We start from the raw sequence: 23,388 nt of genomic DNA on the forward strand, positions 1-23,388 counted from the left end.
CCCAGGCAGAGCACGGGCCCAGCGAATAACCTCGGACACGTGCTCGGCGAGTTCCTGAAAGCCCACCGCGCCCGCGTCAACCCACAGGACGCGGGCATCCCGTCGCACACCCAGCGCAAGGTGAAAGGTCTCAGACGCGAAGAGGTCGCCGTCCTGGCCGGCGTGAGCGCGGACTACTACGCCCGCCTGGAGCAGGGCCGCGAGACCAACCCGTCGGCCCAGGTCCTCGACGCCCTGAGCCGCGCGCTTCAGCTCGACACCGACGCCCGTGCGCACATGCACCGCCTGGCCGGGGTCGTCGCTGTCGAAGGCCACGCCACGGACACGGTCAGCCCGGAACTGCTGCAGCTCATGAGCGGCATGCACGACATGCCGGCGTTCGTGATGAACGGGCTGCTCGACATGCTCGCCATGAACGCGCTGGCCGAAGCCCTCTACGAGCCGTTCACACCCGCCGACAACGCGGCCAGGATGACGTTCCTCGATCCCGCCGCCGCGCGTTTCTACCCGCGTTGGAACTGGGTCGCGCAGAGCACCGTCGCGCACCTGCGGCAGACCGCCGACCCGAAGTCCCGGCGCCTCAAGAACATGGTCGAGGAGCTCAACCAGAACCCGGTGTTCAAGGAGCTGTGGGAGCACCACGAAGTGCGCGGAAAGACCCAGGACGCCAAGGAGTTCGTGCATCCGGCCGTCGGCCCGATCAAGCTGAACTACCACTCGTTCGACGTCCGCGAGGCACCCGGCCAGTTCCTGGTGGTCTACCGCGCCGAGCCGGGCCCGAACGCCGACGCGCTGAAGCTCCTCGCGACTAGTCGGGCCACACGGGCGGCCGCTTCTCCAGGAACGACGCCCGTCCCTCTTTGGCTGACGGGGACTGCGAGGTCTCGGCCATGACGGACAGCGCGATCTCGTACCCGTCGATCTCGGGCCGGTCGAGCTGCGCGTAGACCGTCCGCTTGCCGATCGCCTTCGACGCCCGGCTCCCCCGCGTGGCCCGCGCCAGCAGGTCGTCCGTGGCGGCGTCCAACTCGTCCAACGGCACGGCGCGGTTGATCAGCCCCCACTCGACGGCCGTCGCCGCGTCGATGACGTCCCCGGTCAGCACGAGCTCCATCAACCGCTTGCGCCCGATCGACCGCGCCACCGGCACCGCGGGCGTGTGGCAGAACCACCCGGCCTTGCCACCGGGCAACGAGAACCCGGCCGTGTCCGCCGCCACCGCGAGGTCGCACGAGGCCACCAGCTGACACCCGGCCGCCGTCGCCAGCCCCTGCACGCGCGCGATCACCACCTGCGGCGCGGACTGGATGGTCTTCATCAGCACGGTGCACAGCTCCAGCAGCAGCCGCACTCCTTCCTCGTCGCGCGCGTGCACGTCCGCGAAGTCGTGCCCGGCGGAGAACACCGGCCCCTCGGCGGCCAGCACGATCCCGGCGGCATCCGACGTGCGCACCTCGCGGAACGCGTCCAGCAGCTCCGTGAGGTGCTCGGCGGACAGCGCGTTGCGCTTGGCCGCGCGGTTCATCGTGATCCGGACGACGGACCCGTCCCGCGAAACGTCAACCATTCCCCAGACGCTAACCCAAAACCTCGTCCGCGAACCGCTGGAGCGCGCCCCGGTCCAGCTTCGCGACCGAGGGCAGCGCCTTGCGCCACTGGTCCGTGGCCAGAACCCCGGCCAGGAACCGACGGGCGTCCGCGGTCTGGCGTCCGTCCGCCATCTCCCAGAGCCTCAAGGTCCTCAGCACCTCGTGGCGCGCGGCCGGATCGACGATCAGCCCGGCGAGCCGCACCGCGTCCTCGTGGTCGCCCTGCCGGTACCGGGACACGGCGAATCGGAAGTACGTGTAGTCGCGGTGGTAGTCGTCGGTCACTCCCGCAAGCACGGCCTCCCACAACTCGAACAGCGCCCGGCGGTCCTCCCGTCCGGCAACCGGCTCACCGACGAGCGCCGCGAACGCGTCCGCCTGGTGCTCGGGCAGCTCACAACCACCCACCACGCTCAAGGCGTGCTCATGCTCGCCGACCGCCGCCAACGCCCTGACGGCGTACTTGCACCGGTAGTCCCTGGCGAACTCGCTGAGATCGCCGGTCAGATCCAGAATCGCGGTTCTGACGGCCGCACGGACCTGGCCGTTCGGCACGGCACGCGCGATGGCGGTCCAGGCCTCGAAACGCTCTGGCTCTCCCCCGATCTCGCCTGCGAGAGCGAGCGCCTCCTCGTGCCGGCCGAGCTTCGCCACGATCCCGGCCAACGTCGCACGCAGTCCGTCGCGTTGAAAGACGTCGGTGCACGAAGCCGAGAGCACCTCGATCTCGCCGGCGATCCGTTCGACCTGCCCCTGCTCGCCGGTGGACATCAGCGTGTCCACGAGGCCGAACAACGGAAAGTCCTCGTCACGCTCGAACGCAGCGACCTCGACGGCGAGTGCGCGAGCTCGGTCCACGTCGCCGGCGCTCAGCGCGATGCGCGCGAGGTTGAGCAGGCTCACCGCCAGTTGTGTCGGCCCGAGCACCGTTCGCCCCACTCGTTCGGCCCGGCCGACGTCCCCGGCCCAGGCGAGCGCGTCGGCCAGATCGACGTGGAGCAGCTCCGGCCGTTCCGCACCTTCGGCACGTGCGGCGTTCTCGGCGGCCACGCACAACGTCCGTGCGCCGGCGAGATCACCTGCGTCGGCCGCGGCCGACGCGAGGGTGGCGAGCCCCGCCGGGCGGTGGGGACCGCTCACTTCCTGGAGCAACCCCAGCGCACGGGTGTGGTCGTCCGCGACGTGGGCCATCTCGAGAAACGCGCTGTCCCGCAGATCGACGTTCTCGATGGCGGACGCATAGCGCACCGCCCGGTCCAGGTCGTGGAGGACCGACATGCAGCTGTCGAGCAATGCGGAAGACCGCTCGTACTCCGAGTCCATGCCCGCGGCGAGGCGCAGCGCCCGGTCGTCCTCGCCGGCAGCGGTCGCGGCCTCCACGACAGCTCTCACGTGGCCGCCCAGGCTCCCGGCACCGGTCTGCGCCGCCAGCGACAGCACCAGGTCGTCCTCCCGCAGTTCGGCCAGAGCCGGAATCTGGTCGGAGGCCGTCTGGTACGGCAGGTGGCGCGCGATCACCTCGGCGATCGAAAGGGCCCTGTCAGCGGGCGCGTCGGCAAGCAGTTGAACCAGCAGATCGGCAGGGCGGCGCTTGAGTGCGTGCAACACCAGGTCCACCGCACCCATCCGGGAGGCGACTCGAACGGTTCCGAACTCCAAAACGCCTTCTATCTTTCCGGTCGGCAGCATCGGCGGCGTCCACGCCGACTCGATCAGCCGACGCGCACGCCCGTGGTCCGCCGCGACGACCGCGTGCTTGGCCAGTTCGACCAGCAGTTCTGCCTGCTCCGCCAACTCGGCTGCCCGATCCGCGCAGTCGGCGAACCGTTGCGGGTCACCGGTTCTCGCCGCGACCGAGGCGATCTCCGCGAGCACGATCGCACGGTTGTGCCGGGCCCCGAGCCGCTCGACTACCGCGTCCGCGGCGCGGTGGAACTCCGCCGCGCGACCGGGCACCAGTGCGGCCAGCTCGGTCAGCAGCACCACTTGGCCCCGCTGGTTCGCGATGCCGGGCAAGGTGGCCCCGGCGAGTGCGGCCAGCCTCTCCGCCTCTTCGGTCTGTCCTGCCGCCAAGTGCGCGTGAGCCACCGCGCACAACGCCAGAGCACGCTCGCCCGGAGTCTCGACGCGCAACGCCAGGCGGCCCGCCCGAACCAGTTCGCCCTCCTTCAGAAGGGCCGCTACCAGCTCGGCCAGAAGGCTGTCCTGCGCCCCCGACTCCTGGGCGATCCGGAACGCGCCGGCGTCGTCTCCCGCCGCCACCGCCTCACGAGCGAGCTCTTCCGTCCATTCGAAGAGGTCGTAGTCGCTGGCGGCCAGCAGCACGAACCGAAGAGCGCGATGGAGATCGGGCCGCGCGTCCGAGACCAGTTTCTCGAGCAACCGGTCCCGCTCGTAGAAGTCCTCGACGGCCAGTGCGAAACGCTCGGCTTCGTCGTCGTCCGCCCTCGCCAGCGCCTGGCGGGACAGGGCGGCCCACAGGTCGTCGCGGTACCTCCCGCCGACCGCGGGTACGCCCGCCTCGACGTCGGCGAGCATGCGCCGGGCGCGCTCTCCCCACGGCAACGCCGCGGCCAGGTCCAGCAAGGCCTGGTAGCGCCAATGCGGCTCGATGGTCCGCATCACCGCCTTCTCAGCGTCGTCGACCAACCGGTGGTTCTCGTCGCCCAGCACGGCAACGATCTTGGTGAACGCTTCAGCACAACGGTCGACGTTGCCCATGCTGTGTGCCAGTGCGACTGCCCGGTCGAGTTCGCCGAGTCGCGCCCAGACGGCAGGAAGCTCGCTCGGGACGTGGTCGTTGCGCCGGCCCAGCTCCCATCGCATGCGCGCGACCCTGAGCATCGTCAGCAGATCCGGTTCCCGCTCGCGGGCCAGGAGCGCCGCCGCCGACTCGATCTCGGTCAACGCCAGCGCGTCGCCACCGGTCAGGACCAGCATCCGGTCGTGCCGAGGACGGTCGAGGGCGAAGGCCACCAGGCGTCCGGTGTCGCCGAGAGCCGCGAGCAGGCGCGGGTAGCCGCGGAACAGGTAGCCCGGTGTGTCCGCGGTCCAGCCTCGCGCGCGGTGGTCGTCCGCCCAGGCGTGGATCTGCTCGCGGTATCGGGCGATTCCGTTGCCGTAGGCGCGTTCGGCCTGTTCTCGCAACGTGTCGTGGGTGAAGAGGTAGACGCGTTCGGAGGACTCGGTGCCGCGGGCGCCGACGCTGCGGCCGAACACGCCGCCGAACACGGCGTCGAGTTCGAAGCTCGGGCTGCCGGTCAGCTCCTCCAGGTCAGGGTGCGTCAGACCACCTCCGGACGCAGTGATCAGGCCGAGCAGGCCGCGGTGCGGGCCTGGCCTGGCGAGCAACGTCGTGAGTTCGCGCTTCGCCTCTGTCTCGATGTTCCTGGCGTGGGGCGAGACCGCGAGCGGGCGCGGCATGACCGTCCTCAGTGGATGGTCGCCGGGAACGTCGTCCGGCAGGCCGGGGTGCGGGCGGCTGGCCACCAGCACCCGCAGACCCGGTGGTGGGCGGCGCGGCAACAGCGCGGCGATGCTCGGCCGGGCCACTCCGTCGGCTCGGCTCGTGTCCTCGTCCAGGCCGTCGACGACGAGCAGCAGAGGGCGGACGGCCGCGGCGGTGGTGAGCAGGCGCAGCAGGTGGCCGCGGCGCGCACGGGCCTCCAGGGCGAGGTCGACCGGTTCGCCGACGAGCGAGGCGAGCTGGTCGATCAGGGCCTCGGTGAACGCGTCGCTGTCGGACTGCCCCGCCCAGCGGCCGGTGACGAAGAACGACACCACGTCCACGCCGTCGGGCGGGTGCAGCGCGAACCAGGCGAGCAGCGCGGACTTGCCCGCCCACGGACCGGCCTGCCACCACAGGTACGGCTCGTCGCCCGCGCAGAACCTGGCCAGCTCGGCGAGTTCCGCGGTGCGCTCGTGCAGCTGCTCGGGCGCGGCGTCGGCGACCAGCGCCTGGTAGGCGTTCGTGATCAACTCGGTACGGGGAGCGGGCAGCACGTCGGGCAACGGCGCGCGCACGTCGAGAGCCTCGCGCAACGACGTGCCGGCCGCGGAATCGAGGGCGAGGTCCAGCCGGGAAGCGGCGAGCCGGCCGAGGCCGTCGCCGGGGTGGTGCTTCGCGACAACGCCGACGACGTGCCCGGCGGCCCACAGCGCCGCACCGGACATGCCCTGCCACGGCGAGACGTCTCCCACCACGGCACCGGCGGGCTCGACGACGACCTCCAGCGTGCCCTCACGCCAGTTGGACAGCACCGCGACGGTCCCGTGCACGTGCACAGAGTCGCGGTAGCGCTGGCCGGCCGCGTCCGCCCGCATCTTCCACCGCGGGAACCCGACCGCCTCCACCACGAGCACGGCCGCGCGGTCGTCGATCCGGCCGAAGGTCACCGGTGCGACGGACTCGCGGCCGTCGATCGTCACGACCGCGACGTCCGCCACCGGGTCGGCCCACCAGGACGTCGCGTCGACAGACCACTCGCCGGGCAGGTCCGGCTCGAACCGCACGCGCACCGACGACGCGCCGTCAACGACGTGCGCCGCCGTCAGCACTGCGCCGGCGCGCACGCGGTAGCCGGACCCCCGGTGCCGCTCACCGTCGCGGGTGACGATCAGTTCCGCCACCCGCGCCCGGTCGAGCGGGGCTCCCGTCATTTCTCGTCAGCGACCTCGGCGCCGGAGATCTCGACCTTGCCGGTCTGACCGCGGCGCCGCGGATCCAGCACGAGCTTGATCGTCTGGGTCGTCGCCGACGAGAGCGTGGCGTCGGTACCCAGCTCGACCACCCAGAACTTGACCTTCGCTCCCGGCTTGGCCTCCTTGGTGACCGCGACGGTCAGCTCCAGTTCGACCGGGCCCAGCTCGAAGCGCAGGTCCTCGTTCTCCCCCGCGTGCATCGCTTCGGTCAGCTCCGAACGCAGCTGACCGATCAGGTCGGCGAGCTCCACCGCCATCGCACTTCCCCTCCCGCGTGAACAAGATCTACGGGAAGTTCTACACCGGGCGCAGCAGCGGCACGAGCCGATCAGCCGAGCCCGCGCACCTCCCGGATCACGGTGACGATCTCGTCCATGATCTGGGTCAGCTCGTAGTCCTTGGGCGTGAAGACCCGCGCCACGCCACGCTCGCGCAGCTTCTGAGCGTCGTCCGGCGGGATGATGCCGCCGACGATCACCGGGATGTCCCCGGCGCCGGCCGCGCGCAGGCCGTCGACGACCGCGGGCACCACTTCGAGGTGCGAGCCGGACAGGATCGAGAGGCCGACGACGTGCACGTCCTCCTGCACGGCCGCGGCGACGATCTGCGACGGCGTGAGGCGGATGCCCTGGTAGACGACCTCGAAGCCGACGTCGCGGGCACGCACGGCGACCTGCTCGGCGCCGTTGGAGTGGCCGTCGAGGCCAGGCTTGCCGACGAGCATGCGCAGGCGCTCGCCCATCTCCTCGCCGGTCGCGCGCACCCGGTCGCGCACGCGGGCGATCTCCGAGCCTGCCTCGCCGGACGCCGAGGCGCCGGAAACGCCTGTGGGGGCACGGTATTCGCCGAACGTCTCACGCAATGCCTGCGACCATTCGCCTGTCGTGACTCCGGCGCGCGCACAGGCCAACGTCACCTCGACGAGGTTCCGGTCGGTCTTCGCGGCCTCGCGCAGAGCGTCCAAAGATGCTTCTACCGCAGCGTTGTCACGAGAAGCACGCCACTGCTGGATCGCCTCGACGGCGTGCAGTTCGACGATCGGGTCGATGGTCTCGATCGAGTTCGCGCCCTCGGCCTGCAGCGGCGACGGCTCGGTCGTGTCGAACTTGTTGACACCGACCACGATGTCCTCGCCCGCCTCGACGCGGCGGCGGCGATCCGCCAGTGAGGACACCAGGTTCGACTTCATGTAGCCGGACTCGACGGCCGCGACGGCGCCGCCCATGGCCTGTACGCGGTCGATCTCCTCGCGGGCACCGGCGAGGATCTCGTTGACCTTCGCCTCGATGACCGGTGAGCCGTCGAAGATGTCGTCGTACTCCAGCAGATCCGTCTCGTAGGCCAGGACCTGCTGCATGCGCAACGCCCACTGCTGGTCCCACGGGCGCGGCAGGCCGAGGGCCTCGTTCCACGCCGGAAGCTGGATCGCGCGCGCACGAGCGTTGCGGGACAACGAGACCGCGAGCATCTCCAGCACGATGCGCTGGACGTTGTTCTCCGGCTGCGCCTCGGTGAGTCCGAGCGAGTTGACCTGCACGCCGTAGCGAAACCGGCGGTGCTTCGGGTTCTCGACGCCGTAGCGCTCCAGTGTGATCTCGTCCCACAGCTGGGCGAACGCGCGCATCTTGCACATCTCCTCGATGAACCGCACACCGGCGTTCACGAAGAAGGAGATGCGGGCGACGACCTCACCGAACTTCTCCTGCGGCACCTGGCCGGAGTCGCGCACCGAGTCCAGGACGGCGATCGCCGTGCACATCGCGTACGCGACCTCCTGCGCCGGCGTCGCGCCGACCTCCTGGAGGTGGTAGCTGCAGATGTTGATCGGGTTCCACTTCGGCACGTTCGACACGGTCCACGCGACCATGTCGGTGATCAGCCGCAGTGACGGCCCCGGCGGGAACACGTACGTGCCGCGGGACAGGTACTCCTTGATGATGTCGTTCTGCGTCGTGCCGGCGAGCGCCGACGGATCCGCGCCCTGCTCCTCGGCCACGGTGACGTACATGGCGAGCAGCCACATGGCCGTCGCGTTGATCGTCATCGACGTGTTGGCACCGGCGAGCGGGATCTGGTCGAAGAGCTGCCGCATGTCGCCGATGTGGCTGACGGGCACGCCGACCTTGCCGACCTCGCCCTTCGCCAGTTCGTCGTCGGGGTCGTAGCCGGTCTGCGTCGGCAGGTCGAACGCCACGGAGAGCCCGGTCTGCCCCTTGGACAGGTTCCGGCGGTAGAGCGCGTTGGAAGCGGTGGCCGACGAGTGACCCGCGTACGTGCGCATCACCCAGGGCCGGTCACGCTCACGGTCAGCTGGGTAAGGCACAGCAACCTCCCACATCGTCGTTCCCCGGAGCGTACTGGCCGGTAACCGTTGCTGCGCGTGCGATTGCTCACTGAATCGTGACCACTGGGAGCATGATGAAGGGGTGACGGGCTTCTACCAGACTGCGGTCGTCTTCGGCGTTCTCGGCTTGCTGGCCCTGGTGCTGAGGTATTTCGCGGGCAACGACAAGCGGCCCGTACCGGATCTGGACGGCACGGACTTCGGGTTGCTGAACGAGGTGGCGGTCGTGCCCACGGAAGAGGCCGCGAACGTGCTGGTGCAGAAGCTGAAGAGGAACGGGGTGCGTGCCACGCGCTCGCGGAACGCGCCTTACCGGGTGATGGTGTTCCCGGCGGACGTCGCGAACGCGCGGCTGGTGCTCAGGAGCTGACGCGTTCCACGTCGGCCCCGAGCTTGCGGAGGTTTTCCACGAACCCAGGGTAACCGCGTTCGATGTGGAAGATCTCGTAGACCTCGGTGGCCCCGTCCGCGCACAGACCGGCGAGAACAAGCCCCGCACCAGCGCGGATGTCCGACGCCCACACCGGAGCGCTGGACAGCTTCTCGATGCCGCGGATCACGGCGTGGTGACCGTCCGTGCGCGCGTCGGCTCCGAGCCTGATCATCTCGTCGATGAACCGGAACCGGGACTCGAACAGGTTCTCGGTGATCATCGCGGTGCCCTCGGACACCGTGGACAGCGCGATCGCGAACGGCTGGTTGTCCGTGGCGAAACCGGGGTACGGCAGCGTCACGAAGTCAACGGCCTTGGGCCGCCCTTCCATGACGACGCGGAACCCCTCGTCCTCGCCGCCCTCGTAGACGGTGACCTCGGCGCCCGCCATGCGCAGCTTCTCCAGCACCAGGTCGAGGTGGTGCGGATTCACACCACGCACCCGCACGTCGCCGCGCGTCATGGCGGCGGCGAACCCCCACGTGGCGCCGACGATCCGGTCACCGATGACGCGGTGCTCGGTCGGCTTGAGCTCGGTCACGCCGTGAACGGTGAGCGTGGACGTGCCGGCGCCCTCGATCTTCGCGCCCATCTGCACGAGCATCAGGCAGAGGTCGACGATCTCAGGCTCGCGCGCGGCGTTGTCGATGACCGTCGTCCCGGTGGCCAGCACGGCCGCCATCAGGATGTTCTCGGTGGCACCCATGCTCGGGAAGTCGAGCCAGATCTGCGTGCCGTGCAGCCCCTCGGCCTCGGCGACGATGCAGCCGTGCTCGATCCAGGTCCGGGCACCGAGCTTCTCGAGACCGCTCTGGTGCATGTCCAACGGCCGCGACCCGATCGCGTCCCCACCAGGCAACGCCACGACCGCGCGCTTGCACCGCCCGACCAGCGGCCCCAGCACGCAGATAGACGCTCGAAGCTTGCCCATCGCCTCGGAGTCGGCGCGGTGACTGAGCTCCTGGGGCGTCGTGATCCTCGCCACGTCACCTTCGAGCTCGACCACGCACCCGAGACTGCGCAACGCGTCCGCCATCAGCGGCACGTCGAGGATGTCCGGGCAGTTCGTGATGGTCGTGGTGCCCTCAGCGAGCAGAGCCGCCGCCATCAGTTTGAGCACGCTGTTCTTGGCGCCGACGACGTCAACTTCGCCGACCAGCCTTGCTCCACCGTGTACCCGGAAATGCTCGCTCACGCGGCAATCCTACGTACGCCCATAGAGTGCCGGTCATGGCGGTACATCTCACCAAGATCTACACGCGGGTCGGCGACGACGGCACGACCGGCCTGGGCGACTTCTCCCGCGTCCCGAAGACCTCACCACGCATCGAGGCGTACGCGGACGTGGACGAAACGAACGCGTCGCTGGGCGTGGCCCTGGCCCTGGGCCAGCTGGCACCGGACGTGTTCGAAGTGGTGCGCAAAGTGCAGAACGACCTCTTCGACGTAGGAGCGGACCTCTGCACCCCGATCGTGCCCGACCCGAAGTACCCCCCACTCCGCGTGACCCAGGCCTACGTGGACCGCCTGGAGACCTACTGCGACACGTTCAACGAACGCCTGGGCAAACTCGACTCGTTCATCCTGAACGGCGGCACCCCAGGAGCAGCCCTCCTGCACCAGGCCCGCACGATCTCCCGCCGAGCGGAACGCCGGGCGTGGTCGCTGATCGAAGCCGACCCGGAACACACGAACATCCTCACGGCCAAGTACCTGAACAGGCTCTCGGACCTGCTGTTCATCCTGGCCCGCGTGGCGAACCCGGACGGCGACGTGCTCTGGCAGCCAGGCGAAAACGCCTGACCCGCGACCCGAGAAACCACCCTCGTAAGGCGACGCACGCACGCAAGGCGACCTCGTACGAGTCCTGGCGTGGCGATGCGAAGCGAGCCGTCTGAACCTAGGGCGCCGGGTAAGCGGTGAGCCCCGCTCATGGCGATTGGGGCTTGACCTTGAGGGGCTGGGTGCCACCCTGTCTGGGCTCGGCCGGGACGCTCTTCACCCCGGCTTTGAGGCCGACTACGCACCCAGCTAGAGGCTCAAGGTCAAGCCCCAATCGCAACCCCGCACTTCGTCACGACCTGATGGACCACCCTCGCAAGGCGACCACCCGCACGGAACGCGACCCACCCCGCTGGAACGCGACAAACGCACGCAACCCGCACCCTGTAAACCACAAAGGGCGCGCCCCCGCAGGAACGCGCCCTTCGCAACACTTCACATCAAGAAGCCCAAGGAATGGACCGCCCAGGCGGCGCGGACTCGAGCCAGGACAAGAACCCGGTGAGCGCATCCGGCCCCATGGCGATCTCGACCTCACCGGAAACAGACCGGCACCTCAGCACCGTGGCCCCCACAGGCATGGCATATGCCTCAGGACCGGTCGGCTCCCGCCGAGCGTCGATCTCCAGCCCGTCCCGGGTGATCAGCTGGTTCGGCCCGGACCCGAGCGACAACACCCGGAACCAGGCGAACTTGTCGCCCCGGTAGTGCCCGACGCCCAAGTGCCAGCCACGCCCGCGATCGTCGAACTGACTGCGCAGCGCGACGTGCACGCCACCCTCACGCAGCAGCCGGATGCGACGCCAGGCGAAGTAGGCGATGACGATCGCCACCCCAAGAAGGATCAGGCCGGCAATCTCGGTGATCCCCACGGCTGCGGCCTCGTGCCCGGTCTCAGGCCGACTGTTCCACGGCCCGCACGCGCGCTGCCGCACGTGCGCGCTCTGCGTCGTCCGCGTCCTGCAGCGCTGTGCGCGCCGCGTCCACGTCGATCTCGCCCGCCAGTTCGGCGTCCTCGGCGAGAATCGATACGCCGGTGCCGGTCACGGACAGGAAGCCACCGTGCACGGCGGCGGTGACCAGGCCACCGTCGGTCGTGCGCACGCGCACCACGCCTCCCTCGACCAACTGGCCGAGCACGGGCTCGTGACCGGGCAGGATGCCGATCTCGCCCTCGGTGGTCTGCGCCGAAACAGAGGTGGCCGTACCGGACCACAAACGGCGTTCAACGGCGACCAGTTCAACGGTCATCTCGGCCACGCGTATCTCCCTCGTCGTCTGGAGTCGATCTGAGTCTAAACGGTCGCCTGACAACCTTGCCGCCCCGCCCGGTGTCAGTACGTTCGACGACCGCCGGAGGGGGGACATGCAGGACTTCGAAGACTTCGTGGCGTTGCGCTCGCAGGCACTGTTGCGCACCGCCTACCTGCTGTGCGGCGGCGACATCGGCGCCGCTGAGGACATTCTGCAGGACGTTCTCATGAGCATGTACGGCAAGTGGCGCCGGATCAGGACCTCTCCGGAGGCCTACGCACGCGCCGCGCTGGCCAACGCGGCCGCGAACCGCTGGCGACGGCGTTCGCGCAAACCTGAGGCACCGCTCGAACTGGGGACGGTGCCGACGGCCCGCGGGCACGAACAGCAGGTCGTGGACGCGGACAGCGTGGTGCGTGCGCTGGCACAACTGCCGAAGAAGATGCGCGCCGTTCTGGTGCTGAGGTTCTTCGACGACCTCAGCGAAGCCGATACCGCACGCGCGCTCGGCTGCGGCATCGGCACGGTGAAGAGCCAGACCTCACGCGGCCTCGCCCGCATGCGGGAACTCATGGGTGAGCAGGTGCTGACGTGGAACTGAAGCAGGCGATGGAGGCCGCGACGGCGGACCTGGACGTGCGGCCCGGATTCGTGGGGGACGTGATGGTGGGGGGACGACGCAGGCACACGCGCAGGCTGGTGGCGGTGACCGCGGCGGTGGCGCTGCTCGCAGGCGTGACGACGGGGGTGGTGCTGACGCGGCCGGCGGAGCAGTCTCCCGACCCGCGGCTGACGGCGGCACCGACCGGCCCGCTCGCCGGCGACGCCGAGTTCACCGCGACCGCGCTGCACCTGTGGAACGAAGCGCAGAAGGACGAGCCGTGGAAGCGGGACGAGCCGGTGACCGAAGTCTCGTCGAAGCCGAACATGTTCTGGACCGGGCAGACGCCGACCGGCCCCGCGGCTCTGGTCGCGCAGCAGGTGAACGTGCGCACCTCCGAGAAACCCGCGACACTCGTCGGTCTCGTCGCCGACGGCAAGGTGGTGAACCGCGAGGTCGTGGTCGCGGAAGCCAGGGATCGCGAGACCGGGCTCTACCGCTTCGGCCCGACCGGCGACCAGTACGTGGTGCTGACCCTCGGCAAGACGGTGTTCTGGTCGCAGAGCCCGAAGCGCGGCCCCGACCACCGACTGACCCGCACGTGGGCCTCCGCGCCCCACGACCAGGACGGCGTGGTCTTCACCGTCGTCCCGGTGGGCGAACGGCCCGTGTTCGTGCGCGGCGACTCCGTTCCCCAGCCCGGCGACTTCACCCAGCCCGCGATCATCAGTGATGAACTCCAGCCGGACCTCCCGTTCGATCCCCACCCCGGCCTCGGCTGGGAGGGGAACTTCTGCGCCACTGACTTCCCGGAGCAGACCCCGGAGCAGAAGAGGTCGTGGCAGCGCCTGACGATGCAGACGATCCGGCAGGAACTGCAGAAGCGCGCGGTGCTCGACTACGTCGTCAGCTGGGAGGGGACCACCGACTGGAGCGTCTGCGCATGGCTGCCCGACGGCCGGTACGCCCTGATGTTCGAGTCGTACGGCGAGCTGTACGGCGCGCTCTACCGGCCGGACGGCGCGTTCAGCGCCTCCGTCGTCGGCGGCAAGGTGGTCAGGGGTGACTCGGCGGTGCTGCCGCTGCCGGACGGCCAGGGCACGATCGTCGCCGAGTTCAACGCCACCGTCGGCCCCCAGGAGCGCGACCACGCCTGGCTGGCTCCTGCGGGTACCAAGGAGGTCACCGTGCGCCAGAAGGGCGTGCCCAGGGTGATCCGGCTGCCTTAGCCGTGCCAGGAGCGCCAGAGCGTCGCGTAGGTGCCGTCCCTGGCGACCAGGTCGTCGTGCGATCCCAGCTCGACGATCCGCCCCGCGTCGACGACCGCGATCCGGTCGGCGTCGCGCGCGGTCTGCAGCCGGTGCGCGATCGCGATCACGGTGCGTCTCTCCCGCACGGCCGCGATCGCGCGCTCCGCGTGCCTGGCCGTGGCCGGGTCGAGCGAGGACGTCGCCTCGTCCAGCACGAGCGTGTGCGGATCGGCGACCTCGACCCGTGCGAGCGCGAGTTGTTGCGCCTGCGCGGGATCCAGCTCCACTCCACCCGCGCCCAGAACCGTGTCGAGGCCTTCCGGTAACTCGTCGAACCAACGCGCGTCCACGGTGCGCAACGCTTCGAGCAGCCGCTCGTCCGGCGCGTCCGGGGCCGCCATCGCGAGGTTCTCCCTGACCGTGCCGATGAACACGTGATGTTCCTGCGTCACCAGCACGATCCGCTGTTCACCGGCTGCCGCGAGATCCGCGACGGGCACTCCGCCGACGAGCACCGAGCCCTCCGCGGGCCGGTCCACCCCCGCGATCAGCCTGCCGAGCGTCGACTTGCCCGCGCCCGAGACGCCGACGATCGCCAGCCGTTCTCCCGGCTGCACCACGAGATCTACGCCGTGCAACACCTCGTGGCCGTCCACATAGGAGTAACGGACACCGTTCACCTCGATGCGGTCACCGTCCGGTTCGCTGACGGCGGGCGCGGGTTCGACGTCGGCACCGATCCCCTCGACCCGCGCGAAGGAGGCCCCGCCGCGCTGCAGGAACTCGATCCACAGCGTGATCCGCTCCACCGGCTCGATGAGCCGCCACACGTAGAGGCTGCCGGTGACGACGACCTCGATGCCCACGCCGTCGGCTGCGTAGAACAGCCCGCCGACGAGCAGCACCAGCGCGGTCGGCACCGTGGTCACGAAACCGATGACCGGGAACAGCACGTTCCGCAGCCGCAACGTCCGCATCCGGGCCTGGAACGACGTCGCGATCGCGGCCTCCGCGACCGCCACGAGCCGGGTGCGCAACCCGAACGTCTCGATCGTCCGGCTGCCCTCGCCGACCGCCGCGGAGATCTCCGCCACGTCACCGGCGGCCGCGCTCTCTGCCAGGTACGCGTCACGCGCACGAGCGAGGTACCAGCGCATCACCCACGCCACGAACGGCACGCCGACGAGCGCGGCGAGACCGAGCACCGGTTCCAACCAGAAGATCGCCACGAGCACGACCACGAGCTGCACAACACCCGTGAGCACCTCCGGCACGCTGTCCCGCAGCGCCTGGCCAATGATGCCGACGTCACCCGTCACTCGGGTGAGCAGATCGCCGGTGCCCAGCCGGTCCACCACCCGCGCGGGCAACGCCAGCGTGCGCCTGACCGCCTCCTCGCGCAACGAGGCCAGCAGCCGTTCGCCGAGCCGTGCGGACTGCAAAGCGCTGTACCGCACCAGGAACAGGTGCAGCACCGCCGCCCCGAGCACGCCCAGCGCAAGTTTGTCCACAGTGGACAGATTCAGGCTGCCGTCGTCCACCCCGCCGACGATCTTGCCGAGCAGGTACGGCCCGACCAGCCCGGTCAGCGCCGTCAACGCGGTGAGTGCGAGCACCACGACGAGCGCCCGCCGTTCGCTCCGCAGCAACCGCACGGCCGCCCGCCGCACCTCACGACGATCCGCGATCGGCAAGCGGTTCATCGGCTCTCCTCCAGGTGCACGACCTGATCCGCCTGCCCCGCCCACAACGGCGACGACGACACGACCACGGTGGTCCGCCCCGATCGTCTTTCCCGCACCCGCTTCGCCACCGCGGCCTCGGTCACCGCGTCCAGCGCCGATGTCGGTTCCACCAGCACGAGCAGATCCGGTTCGCTCAGCAACGCCCGCACGAGCCGCAGCCGTTGCCGCTGACCGCCGGACACGTTGCGCCCCTGTGGTTCCAGGTGCGAGTCGAGCCCGTCCGGCAACGCCTCCACCACGTCCACGGCGGCCGCCGCGTGCAGCGCCTCGTCCAGTTCGCCGTCGCTGTGCACGGCCACCGAGACCGACTCGCGCACCGTCCCCGGGAACAGGTAGTCGTCGTTGTCCGCCACCACGCCGGGCAACCGGTCCACCGCTTCCCTCGCCAGCGTCGCGTTCGCCGACACGACGACCGTCAGCGCGCCTGTCTTCACGTCCAACGTCGCCGCGCCGTCGTCCTGCTCGTCCCGCTCCAACCGCAGCACGTCCACCACGCGGCCGGCCGACACCAACGCGCGCGGAATGCTGTCCGCGCCCTCGATGAAGAAGCTGACGGGCACGATCAACGTCGTGACGTACAGGTACACCGCGACCATCTCGTCGATCGAGATCGCGCCGGTCACCGCCATCCGCGCCACGATCCACGTGACCACGGCGAGGAACACCGCCGGCAGCCCCCAGGTGAGCGCCTGCACCCAGCTGAGCCACACCGACACCCGGTAGCCGTCCCGCAGCACCTCACCGGACATCGCCCGGAAGCGGTCCTCGAACGCCGGCTTCCCGCCGATCCCCGACAGGACCCGCAGCCCGCCCACGATGTCGCCCGCCCGCGAGCTCAACGCTCCCTGACTGCTCCGATATCCGGCCTCGACCGCGTGCAGCCGCCGCAACACCGGACCGGTCACCAGCGCGAGCACAGGCACCCCGAGGAGCACGACGACGGCGACGAGCGGCGAGATCCGCACCAGCAACACCGCCGTGACCGCGTACGCGACCACCGACCCGACGCCGGGCCCGGTGCTGGTGAGCGCGTGCGCGATCCGCTGCGTGTCCCCGTTCTGCAGGTACGTCAGCTCTCCTGTGGACAGCTTGCGCCGCACCACTCCGCCCAGCGCGGTGACGTGCCGGACGACGATCTGAGCCGTCCTGAGGGAAGCATCCGTGCGCACCAACGTCATCGTGCGATGCCGCGCGATCCCGACGAGCGACAACACCCCCGCGGTGACGACCAGCGCCACGCACCACCACACGAGCGCGCCGCGATCACCACCACGCAGACCGTCCTCAATGGCCCGCGAGATCAGATAGGGCGGCAGGATCAGCCCGCACATCCACAGCGACCCCCACCACGCCCCGGCGAGCACCCGGCCCCGCTGCGCGAGCACCAGCCACCACAGGTAGCGCCAGGGCGACCTGAGGTCGGGGGTTCCCGGATCGTCGTACGGGGCATGTCGGGCCATGCCCCCGACCTTGCCATCAGCCGGGCTGTGCCACGACCGATTTCGCCTTCAGCCCAATCGCACCAACGGCCGTTGCGCCCAACGCAGCTACGAACGCGAACGCGTAGAAGCCCCACGGGTGCGCCAAACCAGCCGTGAGCAACGCACCGCCCAACAGCGGCCCACTGATGGCACCCAACCGCCCGACGCCCGCGGCCCACCCGATGCCGGTCGCCCGGTTCTCCTCGTAAACCCGCCCCGCATAGGCATAAACGAGCACCTGCGCGCTGAACACGAAGAACCCGGCGAGAAGCACCGCGACGTACACCCCGAAACCGGGCAACTTGATGCTCAGCAACGCCAGGAACACCACGGCCGCCGCGAACCAGCCGATGGCCGCGGGCCTGATCCCGATCCGGTCCGCCACCGCGCCGGCGACCAGAAGTCCAATCACAGCACCGATGTTGAGCGTGAGCAGCAGGGCGAGCGCGGTGCCGAGCTCGTACCCGGCGCTCCGCATGATCTGCGGCAGCCAGGTGTTGAGCCCGTACACGAGCAGCAGCCCCATGAACGAGGCCACCCAGAACGCGATCGTGGCCTTGCGCAGACCCGGCTTGAACAGCGACCCGACCGCCTCCAGCGCGGGAGCCCTGCGCGCCACCGTCTCCGGCAAGTTCTTGACCATCAACGGAATCAGCACCAGCGCGGGCAGCGCCCCCACGACGAACAGGGACCGCCAGCCGAGCTGCGGGATCAGCACGATCCCCAGCAGCGCCGTGATGACCGCACCGACGTGATAGCCGGTCATGATCAGCGTGGTGACCCGCCCGCCCTGCTGCGGCCGAGCCTCGTTGACCAGCGCGATGGCCGTGGGCAGGCACCCGCCGAGCCCCAGGCCGGCGAGGAAGCGGAGGATCCCGAACGTCGTCGCGTCCGGCGCGAACGCACAGGCCAGCGTGAACACGGAGAACCCGGCCACCGCGTAGATCATCACCTTGCGCCGCCCGATGACGTCGGTGATGGTTCCGATGATCAGCGCGCCGAGCATCATGCCGACCAGCCCGGCCGTGGACACCGCGCTGGCACTCGCCGTCGTGAGCAGCTTCTCCTGCAACAGCGAGGGAATCACCGTGCCGAGCACGACGAGGTCAAAGCCGTCGAGCAGGACAGCGGTCCAGCACAGCGGCAACACCCATTTGTTCACGCGCTCTTCCTCCTCGCTGAGGCCTGGTGATGCCGAGCATCGTGCGACGTCAGGGCCCGCAGCCGGGAGGGTGGTTTCCATCCACCGGAAACGTCATGTGCTCCGGACATGACGAAGGGCCGCCCCTCCACAAAGGAGGGACGGCCCTTCGGAAGTCAGCGAGCCTCAGTTACCGGCAAGCTTCTTGGCGTTGGCCTCGACGTCGTCCAGCCCGCCGCAGGAGAAGAACGCCTGCTCCGGGAAGTGGTCGAACTCGCCCTTGCACACGCGGTCGAACGCCTCGATCGTGTCCTTGATGGGCACGAAGGAGCCGGGCTGACCGGTGAACTTCTCGGCCACGATGAAGTTCTGGCCGAGGAAGCGCTCGAGACGACGGGCGCGACCGACGAGGACCTTGTCCTCCTCGGAGAGCTCGTCCATGCCGAGGATGGCGATGATGTCCTGCAGCTCCTTGTACTTCTGCAGAATTCGCTTCACCTCCTGGGCGACCCGGTAGTGCTCCTCGCCGACGATCGACGGCTCGAGGATTCGAGACGACGACGACAGCGGGTCGACGGCCGGGTAGATGCCCTTCTGGGAGATCGGACGGGAAAGCTCCGTCGTCGCGTCCAGGTGGGCGAAGGTGGTCGCCGGGGCGGGGTCGGTGTAGTCGTCCGCGGGCACGTAGATGGCCTGCAGCGACGTGATCGACCGGCCACGCGTCGAGGTGATGCGCTCCTGGAGCTCACCCATCTCGTCGGCCAGCGTCGGCTGGTAACCCACGGCCGAAGGCATGCGGCCCAGCAGGGTCGACACCTCGGAACCGGCCTGGGTGAACCGGAAGATGTTGTCGATGAAGAGCAGCACGTCCTGGTTCTGCACGTCGCGGAAGTACTCCGCCATCGTGAGAGCGGACAGCGCGACGCGCATACGCGTGCCGGGCGGCTCGTCCATCTGACCGAAGACGAGAGCGGTGTCCGCGAGAACACCCATCTCTTCCATTTCCAGCAGCAGGTCGGTGCCCTCACGGGTGCGCTCACCGACGCCGGCGAACACCGACGTACCGGAGAACTCACGCGCGATACGGGTGATCATCTCCTGGATGAGCACCGTCTTGCCGACACCCGCGCCACCGAACAGGCCGATCTTGCCGCCCTTGACGTACGGGGTGAGCAGGTCGATGACCTTGATGCCGGTCTCGAGGATCTCGGTCTTGCCCTCGAGCTGGTCGAAGGCGGGCGCCTTGCGGTGGATGCCCCACTGCTCGCCGTCACGGCCGAGGCCGGGAACGTCGAGGCAGTCACCGAGGGCGTTGAAGACGTGGCCCTTGACGACGTCGCCGACGGGAACCGAGATGGCCTTGCCGGTGTCGGTCACGGTCGTACCGCGCACCAGACCGTCGGTCGGCTGCATCGAGATGGTGCGGACCAGGTTGTCGCCGAGGTGCTGCGCGACCTCGAGGGTCAGCGTCTTGGCGACGGCCTCGAAGGTGATCTCGGCGTGGCAAGCGTTGAAGAGCTCCGGCACGGCGTCGCGCGGGAACTCCACGTCGACGACCGCACCGATCACCCGGACCACACGGCCGGTGCGGGTGGTGGTGGCAGTAGCACTCATGTCAGTCATCACTTCCTGCGCCACCGGTAAGCGCGGAGGCGCCACCGACGATCTCGCTGATCTCCTGGGTGATCTGGGCCTGACGGGCCGAGTTCGCTGCCCGGCTGAGGTTGCGCACGAGCTCCGTCGCGTTGTCCGTCGCCGCCTTCATGGCCGTACGACGAGCTGCCGACTCCGAAGCCGCTGCCTCCAGCATGGCGGAGAACAGCCGCGTCTTCACGTACTTGGGCAGCATCGCTCCGAGCAGCGCTTCCGCACTGGGCTCGAAGTCGTACACCGCGCGCGGGCCCGTGGGGGTCTCACCGGTGTACTCGACGTCCATCGGCGCGATCCGCCTGGCGGTCGGCGTCTGGCTCAGCATGGACTTGAACTCCGTGTACACGACGTGGATCTCGTCCACGCCCTGCGCACCGTCCTCCGTGCCCTCCAGGAACGCCTCCACCAGCGCGTCACCCGCCGCGACGGCGTCGACGTAGTGCGGAGTCTGCGAGAACCCGCTCCACGACGCGGTGACCTCACGGCGGCGGAAGTTGTAGAACCCGATCGCCTTGCGGCCGGTCGCGTACAGCACCGGTTCCTTGCCCTCGGACTTGAGCAGCTCGATCAGCTGCTCCGCGGCCTTGAGGACGTTGGAGTTGTAACCACCGCACATGCCCTTGTCGCTGGTGACGACGAGGACAGCGGCGCGCTTCGGGTTCTTGCGTTCCGTCAGCAACGGGTGGTCGAGGTTCGCCGAGGCCTCGGCCAACGCGGAGAGCACGTTAGTGATCTCGTCCGCGTAGGGGCGCGAGGCCGCGACCCTGGTCTGCGCCTTGGCGAGGCGAGACGTGGCGATGAGCTCGTACGCCTTCGTGATCTTCTTGGTCGAGTTGACCGTTCGGATCCGCTGGCGGAGCTCCCTAATCTGTGCGCCCATGGCTCAGATCACTTCTTGGTGGGCTCGGGCTTGTGGAGCTTCACCGATTCCTGGGCGACCTTGTCGGCGTCCATCGCCTTCTCGGGCGCCTCGTTGACGATCGTCGTGCCGTCCGAAGCGGTGAACTGCTTCTTGAACTCGGTCACGGCGGCGACAACGCGCTTCTGCGAGTCCTCGGGGAACTTCTTGGTCTCCACGATGGAGCTCAGCAGGTCCGCGTGGTTGCGGCGCAGCGAGTCCTTGAAGTCGGCCACGAAGCGACGGATGTCGGCGACGGGGACGTCGTCCAGGTGGCCCTTGGTCGCGGCGAAGATCTCGACGACCTGCTCCTCGACGGGCACCGGGGAGTACTGGCCCTGCTTGAGCAGCTCGACCAGACGGGCACCGCGGTCCAGCTGGGCGCGCGACGCGGCGTCGAGGTCGGACGCGAACGCGGAGAAGGCCTCCAGCTCGCGGAACTGCGACAGGTCGAGACGCAGCGAACCCGCGACGTCCTTCATCGCCTTGATCTGCGCGGCGCCACCGACGCGGGAAACGGAGATACCCACGTTGACGGCCGGACGCACACCGGCGTTGAACAGGTCGGACTCGAGGAAGCACTGACCGTCGGTGATCGAGATGACGTTGGTCGGGATGTACGCCGACACGTCGTTCGCCTTGGTCTCGATGATCGGGAGACCCGTCATCGAACCGCCGCCGAGCTCGTCCGACAGCTTCGCGCAACGCTCGAGGAGACGCGAGTGCAAGTAGAAGACGTCGCCGGGGTAGGCCTCGCGGCCCGGCGGGCGGCGCAGCAGCAGCGAGATGGCGCGGTACGCCTCGGCCTGCTTGGTCAGGTCGTCGAAGATGATCAGGACGTGCTTGCCCTGGTACATCCAGTGCTGGCCGATGGAGGAGCCGGTGTACGGCGCCAGCCACTTGAAGCCGGCCGAGTCAGAAGCGGGGGCGGCGACGATCGTCGTGTACTCGAGTGCGCCCGCCTCCTCCAGCGCGGCCTTGACGCCCGCGATGGTGGAGCCCTTCTGGCCGATGGCGACGTAGACGCAGCGGACCTGCTGCTTCGGGTCGCCCGACTCCCAGGCCTTCTTCTGGTTGATGATCGTGTCGATGCAGACCGCGGTCTTGCCGGTCTTGCGGTCACCGATGATCAGCTGACGCTGACCGCGGCCGATCGGGGTCATCGCGTCGATGGCCTTGATGCCGGTCTGCATCGGCTCGGACACCGGCTGACGCTGCAGCACGGAGGCCGCCTGCAGCTCCAGGGCGCGGGTGTCGTCCGCGACGATGTCACCGAGGCCGTCGATCGGCGTGCCCAGCGGGTTGACGACGCGACCGAGGAAGCCGTCGCCGACCGGCACGGACAGGACCTTGCCCGTCCGGCGGACCTCCTGGCCCTCTTCGATCTTGTCGAAGTCACCGAGGATGACCGCACCGATGTTGCGGACCTCGAGGTTCAGGGCAACGCCGAGGACGCCACCGGGGAACTCGAGCAGCTCGTTCGTCATCGTGCCCGGAAGGCCCTCGACGATGGCGATGCCGTCGTAGGTCTCGGCGACGGTACCGACCTCTTCCCGGCTGACCTCCGGGGAGTAGCTCGAGACGTACTTCTCGATCGCACTGCGGATCTCGTCCGACGAGATCGTCAGCTCCGCCATGTCGTTCCTGCTCTCACTTCTTCGTTCTTGGGAAAGGGCTCGGGGGCTAGCTGGCGAGATTGCGGCGCAGTGCCGCCAACCGGCCGGCGATGCTTCCGTCGATGATCTCGTCGCCGATCTTGATCGTGAGGCCGCCGCCCAGTGCGGGGTCGACCTCGACGTGCAGCGCGATCGGGCGCGAGTAGATCGTGGTCAGCGTCGCGGTCAAGCGGTCGACCTGCTCCGCGGTCAGCGCCACCGCGGACCGGACGTGCGCGACGGAACGCTGACGGCGCTTGGCCGCCAGGTCGGCGAGCTCGGAGAGCCCGTCCGCCACACGCACCCCACGCGGGTTGCGGACCAGCTGGTCCACCAGCGTCTTGGTGACCGGGCTGACCTTCCCCTCGATCAGGGAGTCGACCAGCGCGACCTTGCCGGAGGCGTCACCGGCGGGGTCCGCCAGCAGCAGCTCGAGCTCGTTCGAACCAGCAACGATGCGGCCGAGCCGGAACAGCTCGTCCTCGGTCGAGTCGAGCTGACCGTCGCGCTCGGCACGCACCAGCAGCGCGGTGCGGGCGAGCGACTCGACACCGTCGACGAGCTCGCGCGGGCTGGACCAGCGCGCGGTCACGACGGCGACCAGCACCTGCAGGGTCGCGTCGCTCACCTTGCCCCCGAACAGGCCGGTGAGCAGCTGCTCACGGCCCGCGGCCTCGGACGAGGCGTCGGCGAGCGCGCCACGCAGCGACCGTTGCTGGATCAGCAGGCCGAGCACGGCGAAGAGCTCCTCGCCGAGCTTGGCGAGGTCGTCCGTCGACGTGGTGGCGTCGGCCAGCTCCAGCAGCCGCAGTTCCGCGGCTGCCAGAGCTTCACGACTTGCGGCATGCAACGTCATCGGCAGCC

The 23,388-nt window shown here is 69.3% G+C and carries 19 protein-coding genes; 5 read left to right on the forward strand and 14 right to left on the reverse strand.

What is annotated here, in order from left to right:
- The first annotated feature begins 39 nt into the window (after positions 1 to 39).
- On the forward strand, positions 40 to 894 hold the full coding sequence (locus SK854_RS26515) for a helix-turn-helix transcriptional regulator (RefSeq protein ID WP_319977801.1): 855 nt from the start codon (positions 40 to 42) through the stop codon (positions 892 to 894).
- Here SK854_RS26515 and SK854_RS26520 read toward each other — a convergent pair.
- The 4 genes from SK854_RS26520 to SK854_RS26535 form a co-directional block, all read right to left on the reverse strand.
- On the reverse strand, positions 809 to 1,567 hold the full coding sequence (locus tag SK854_RS26520; protein WP_319977802.1) for an enoyl-CoA hydratase-related protein: 759 nt from the start codon (positions 1,565 to 1,567) through the stop codon (positions 809 to 811). The two genes, SK854_RS26515 and SK854_RS26520, sit on opposite strands and share 86 nt — an antisense overlap.
- A gap of 10 nt (positions 1,568 to 1,577) precedes the next feature.
- Entirely contained in the window at positions 1,578 to 6,248 is a 4,671-nt protein-coding gene (locus SK854_RS26525; protein ID WP_319977803.1) for a trypsin-like peptidase domain-containing protein, read from the reverse strand.
- Positions 6,245 to 6,547, reverse strand: a complete 303-nt coding sequence (locus SK854_RS26530; RefSeq protein ID WP_319977804.1) for a trypco2 family protein — start codon at positions 6,545 to 6,547, stop codon at positions 6,245 to 6,247. The genes SK854_RS26525 and SK854_RS26530 overlap by 4 nt, the downstream gene beginning before the upstream one ends.
- A 71-nt stretch (positions 6,548 to 6,618) precedes the next feature.
- Positions 6,619 to 8,613 carry a protein meaA gene (locus tag SK854_RS26535; protein WP_319977805.1) on the reverse strand — a complete coding sequence of 665 codons (1,995 nt, stop codon included), beginning with the start codon at positions 8,611 to 8,613 and terminating at the stop codon, positions 6,619 to 6,621.
- Between the two features lie 103 nt (positions 8,614 to 8,716).
- On the opposite strand from SK854_RS26535, the gene SK854_RS26540 reads away from it, so the two are divergent.
- Entirely contained in the window at positions 8,717 to 9,004 is a 288-nt protein-coding gene (locus SK854_RS26540) for a hypothetical protein (protein ID WP_093592745.1), read from the forward strand.
- On the opposite strand, the gene murA is transcribed toward SK854_RS26540, so the two are convergent.
- Positions 8,994 to 10,262 (reverse strand): UDP-N-acetylglucosamine 1-carboxyvinyltransferase, encoded by a 1,269-nt coding sequence (gene murA / locus SK854_RS26545; RefSeq protein WP_319977806.1) that lies wholly within the window; start codon positions 10,260 to 10,262, stop codon positions 8,994 to 8,996. The two genes, SK854_RS26540 and murA, sit on opposite strands and share 11 nt — an antisense overlap.
- A gap of 35 nt (positions 10,263 to 10,297) precedes the next feature.
- On the opposite strand from murA, the gene SK854_RS26550 reads away from it, so the two are divergent.
- Complete coding sequence (locus SK854_RS26550) at positions 10,298 to 10,870, forward strand: cob(I)yrinic acid a,c-diamide adenosyltransferase (RefSeq protein ID WP_319977807.1); 573 nt, start codon at positions 10,298 to 10,300, stop codon at positions 10,868 to 10,870.
- 419 nt (positions 10,871 to 11,289) lie between these two features.
- Here the strand turns inward: SK854_RS26550 and SK854_RS26555 are convergent, their stop codons facing one another.
- Together SK854_RS26555 and SK854_RS26560 are read right to left on the reverse strand one after the other, a co-directional pair.
- Complete coding sequence (locus tag SK854_RS26555) at positions 11,290 to 11,721, reverse strand: DUF2550 domain-containing protein (RefSeq protein WP_360047835.1); 432 nt, start codon at positions 11,719 to 11,721, stop codon at positions 11,290 to 11,292.
- Between the two features lie 22 nt (positions 11,722 to 11,743).
- On the reverse strand, positions 11,744 to 12,109 hold the full coding sequence (locus SK854_RS26560) for a F0F1 ATP synthase subunit epsilon (protein WP_093592737.1): 366 nt from the start codon (positions 12,107 to 12,109) through the stop codon (positions 11,744 to 11,746).
- Between the two features lie 106 nt (positions 12,110 to 12,215).
- Between SK854_RS26560 and SK854_RS26565 the strand changes: the two genes are divergently transcribed.
- Both SK854_RS26565 and SK854_RS26570 read left to right on the forward strand, forming a co-directional pair.
- Positions 12,216 to 12,704 (forward strand): SigE family RNA polymerase sigma factor, encoded by a 489-nt coding sequence (locus SK854_RS26565; RefSeq protein WP_319977809.1) that lies wholly within the window; start codon positions 12,216 to 12,218, stop codon positions 12,702 to 12,704.
- Complete coding sequence (locus tag SK854_RS26570) at positions 12,695 to 13,933, forward strand: hypothetical protein (RefSeq protein WP_319977810.1); 1,239 nt, start codon at positions 12,695 to 12,697, stop codon at positions 13,931 to 13,933. Before SK854_RS26565 ends, SK854_RS26570 begins: the two co-directional genes overlap by 10 nt.
- Here the strand turns inward: SK854_RS26570 and SK854_RS26575 are convergent.
- The 7 genes from SK854_RS26575 to SK854_RS26605 all read right to left on the reverse strand — a co-directional run bounded on the left by SK854_RS26575 (position 13,930) and on the right by SK854_RS26605 (position 23,386).
- The gene (locus tag SK854_RS26575; protein WP_319977811.1) at positions 13,930 to 15,657 is read right to left on the reverse strand and encodes an ABC transporter ATP-binding protein; all 1,728 of its coding nucleotides are present in this window, start codon (positions 15,655 to 15,657) and stop codon (positions 13,930 to 13,932) included. The genes SK854_RS26570 and SK854_RS26575 overlap by 4 nt on opposite strands.
- Positions 15,654 to 17,159, reverse strand: a complete 1,506-nt coding sequence (locus SK854_RS26580; RefSeq protein ID WP_319977812.1) for an ABC transporter ATP-binding protein — start codon at positions 17,157 to 17,159, stop codon at positions 15,654 to 15,656. Before SK854_RS26580 ends, SK854_RS26575 begins: the two co-directional genes overlap by 4 nt.
- A gap of 16 nt (positions 17,160 to 17,175) precedes the next feature.
- Positions 17,176 to 18,342: an MFS transporter gene (locus SK854_RS26585; protein WP_319977813.1), complete on the reverse strand. Its 1,167-nt coding sequence runs from the start codon at positions 18,340 to 18,342 to the stop codon at positions 17,176 to 17,178.
- 165 nt (positions 18,343 to 18,507) lie between these two features.
- Positions 18,508 to 19,944, reverse strand: a complete 1,437-nt coding sequence (gene atpD, locus SK854_RS26590; protein ID WP_030480452.1) for a F0F1 ATP synthase subunit beta — start codon at positions 19,942 to 19,944, stop codon at positions 18,508 to 18,510.
- Positions 19,937 to 20,851: a F0F1 ATP synthase subunit gamma gene (locus tag SK854_RS26595; RefSeq protein WP_319977814.1), complete on the reverse strand. Its 915-nt coding sequence runs from the start codon at positions 20,849 to 20,851 to the stop codon at positions 19,937 to 19,939. The genes atpD and SK854_RS26595 overlap by 8 nt, the downstream gene beginning before the upstream one ends.
- Before the next feature lie 8 nt (positions 20,852 to 20,859).
- The gene (gene atpA / locus SK854_RS26600; RefSeq protein WP_319977815.1) at positions 20,860 to 22,506 is read right to left on the reverse strand and encodes a F0F1 ATP synthase subunit alpha; all 1,647 of its coding nucleotides are present in this window, start codon (positions 22,504 to 22,506) and stop codon (positions 20,860 to 20,862) included.
- Between the two features lie 46 nt (positions 22,507 to 22,552).
- On the reverse strand, positions 22,553 to 23,386 hold the full coding sequence (locus SK854_RS26605) for a F0F1 ATP synthase subunit delta (protein ID WP_319977870.1): 834 nt from the start codon (positions 23,384 to 23,386) through the stop codon (positions 22,553 to 22,555).
- Positions 23,387 to 23,388: the final 2 nt, after the last annotated feature.

It is taken from the genome of Lentzea sokolovensis (assembly GCF_033949975.1).
In the GTDB taxonomy this organism is placed as follows: Bacteria; Actinomycetota; Actinomycetes; order Mycobacteriales; family Pseudonocardiaceae; genus Lentzea; species Lentzea sokolovensis.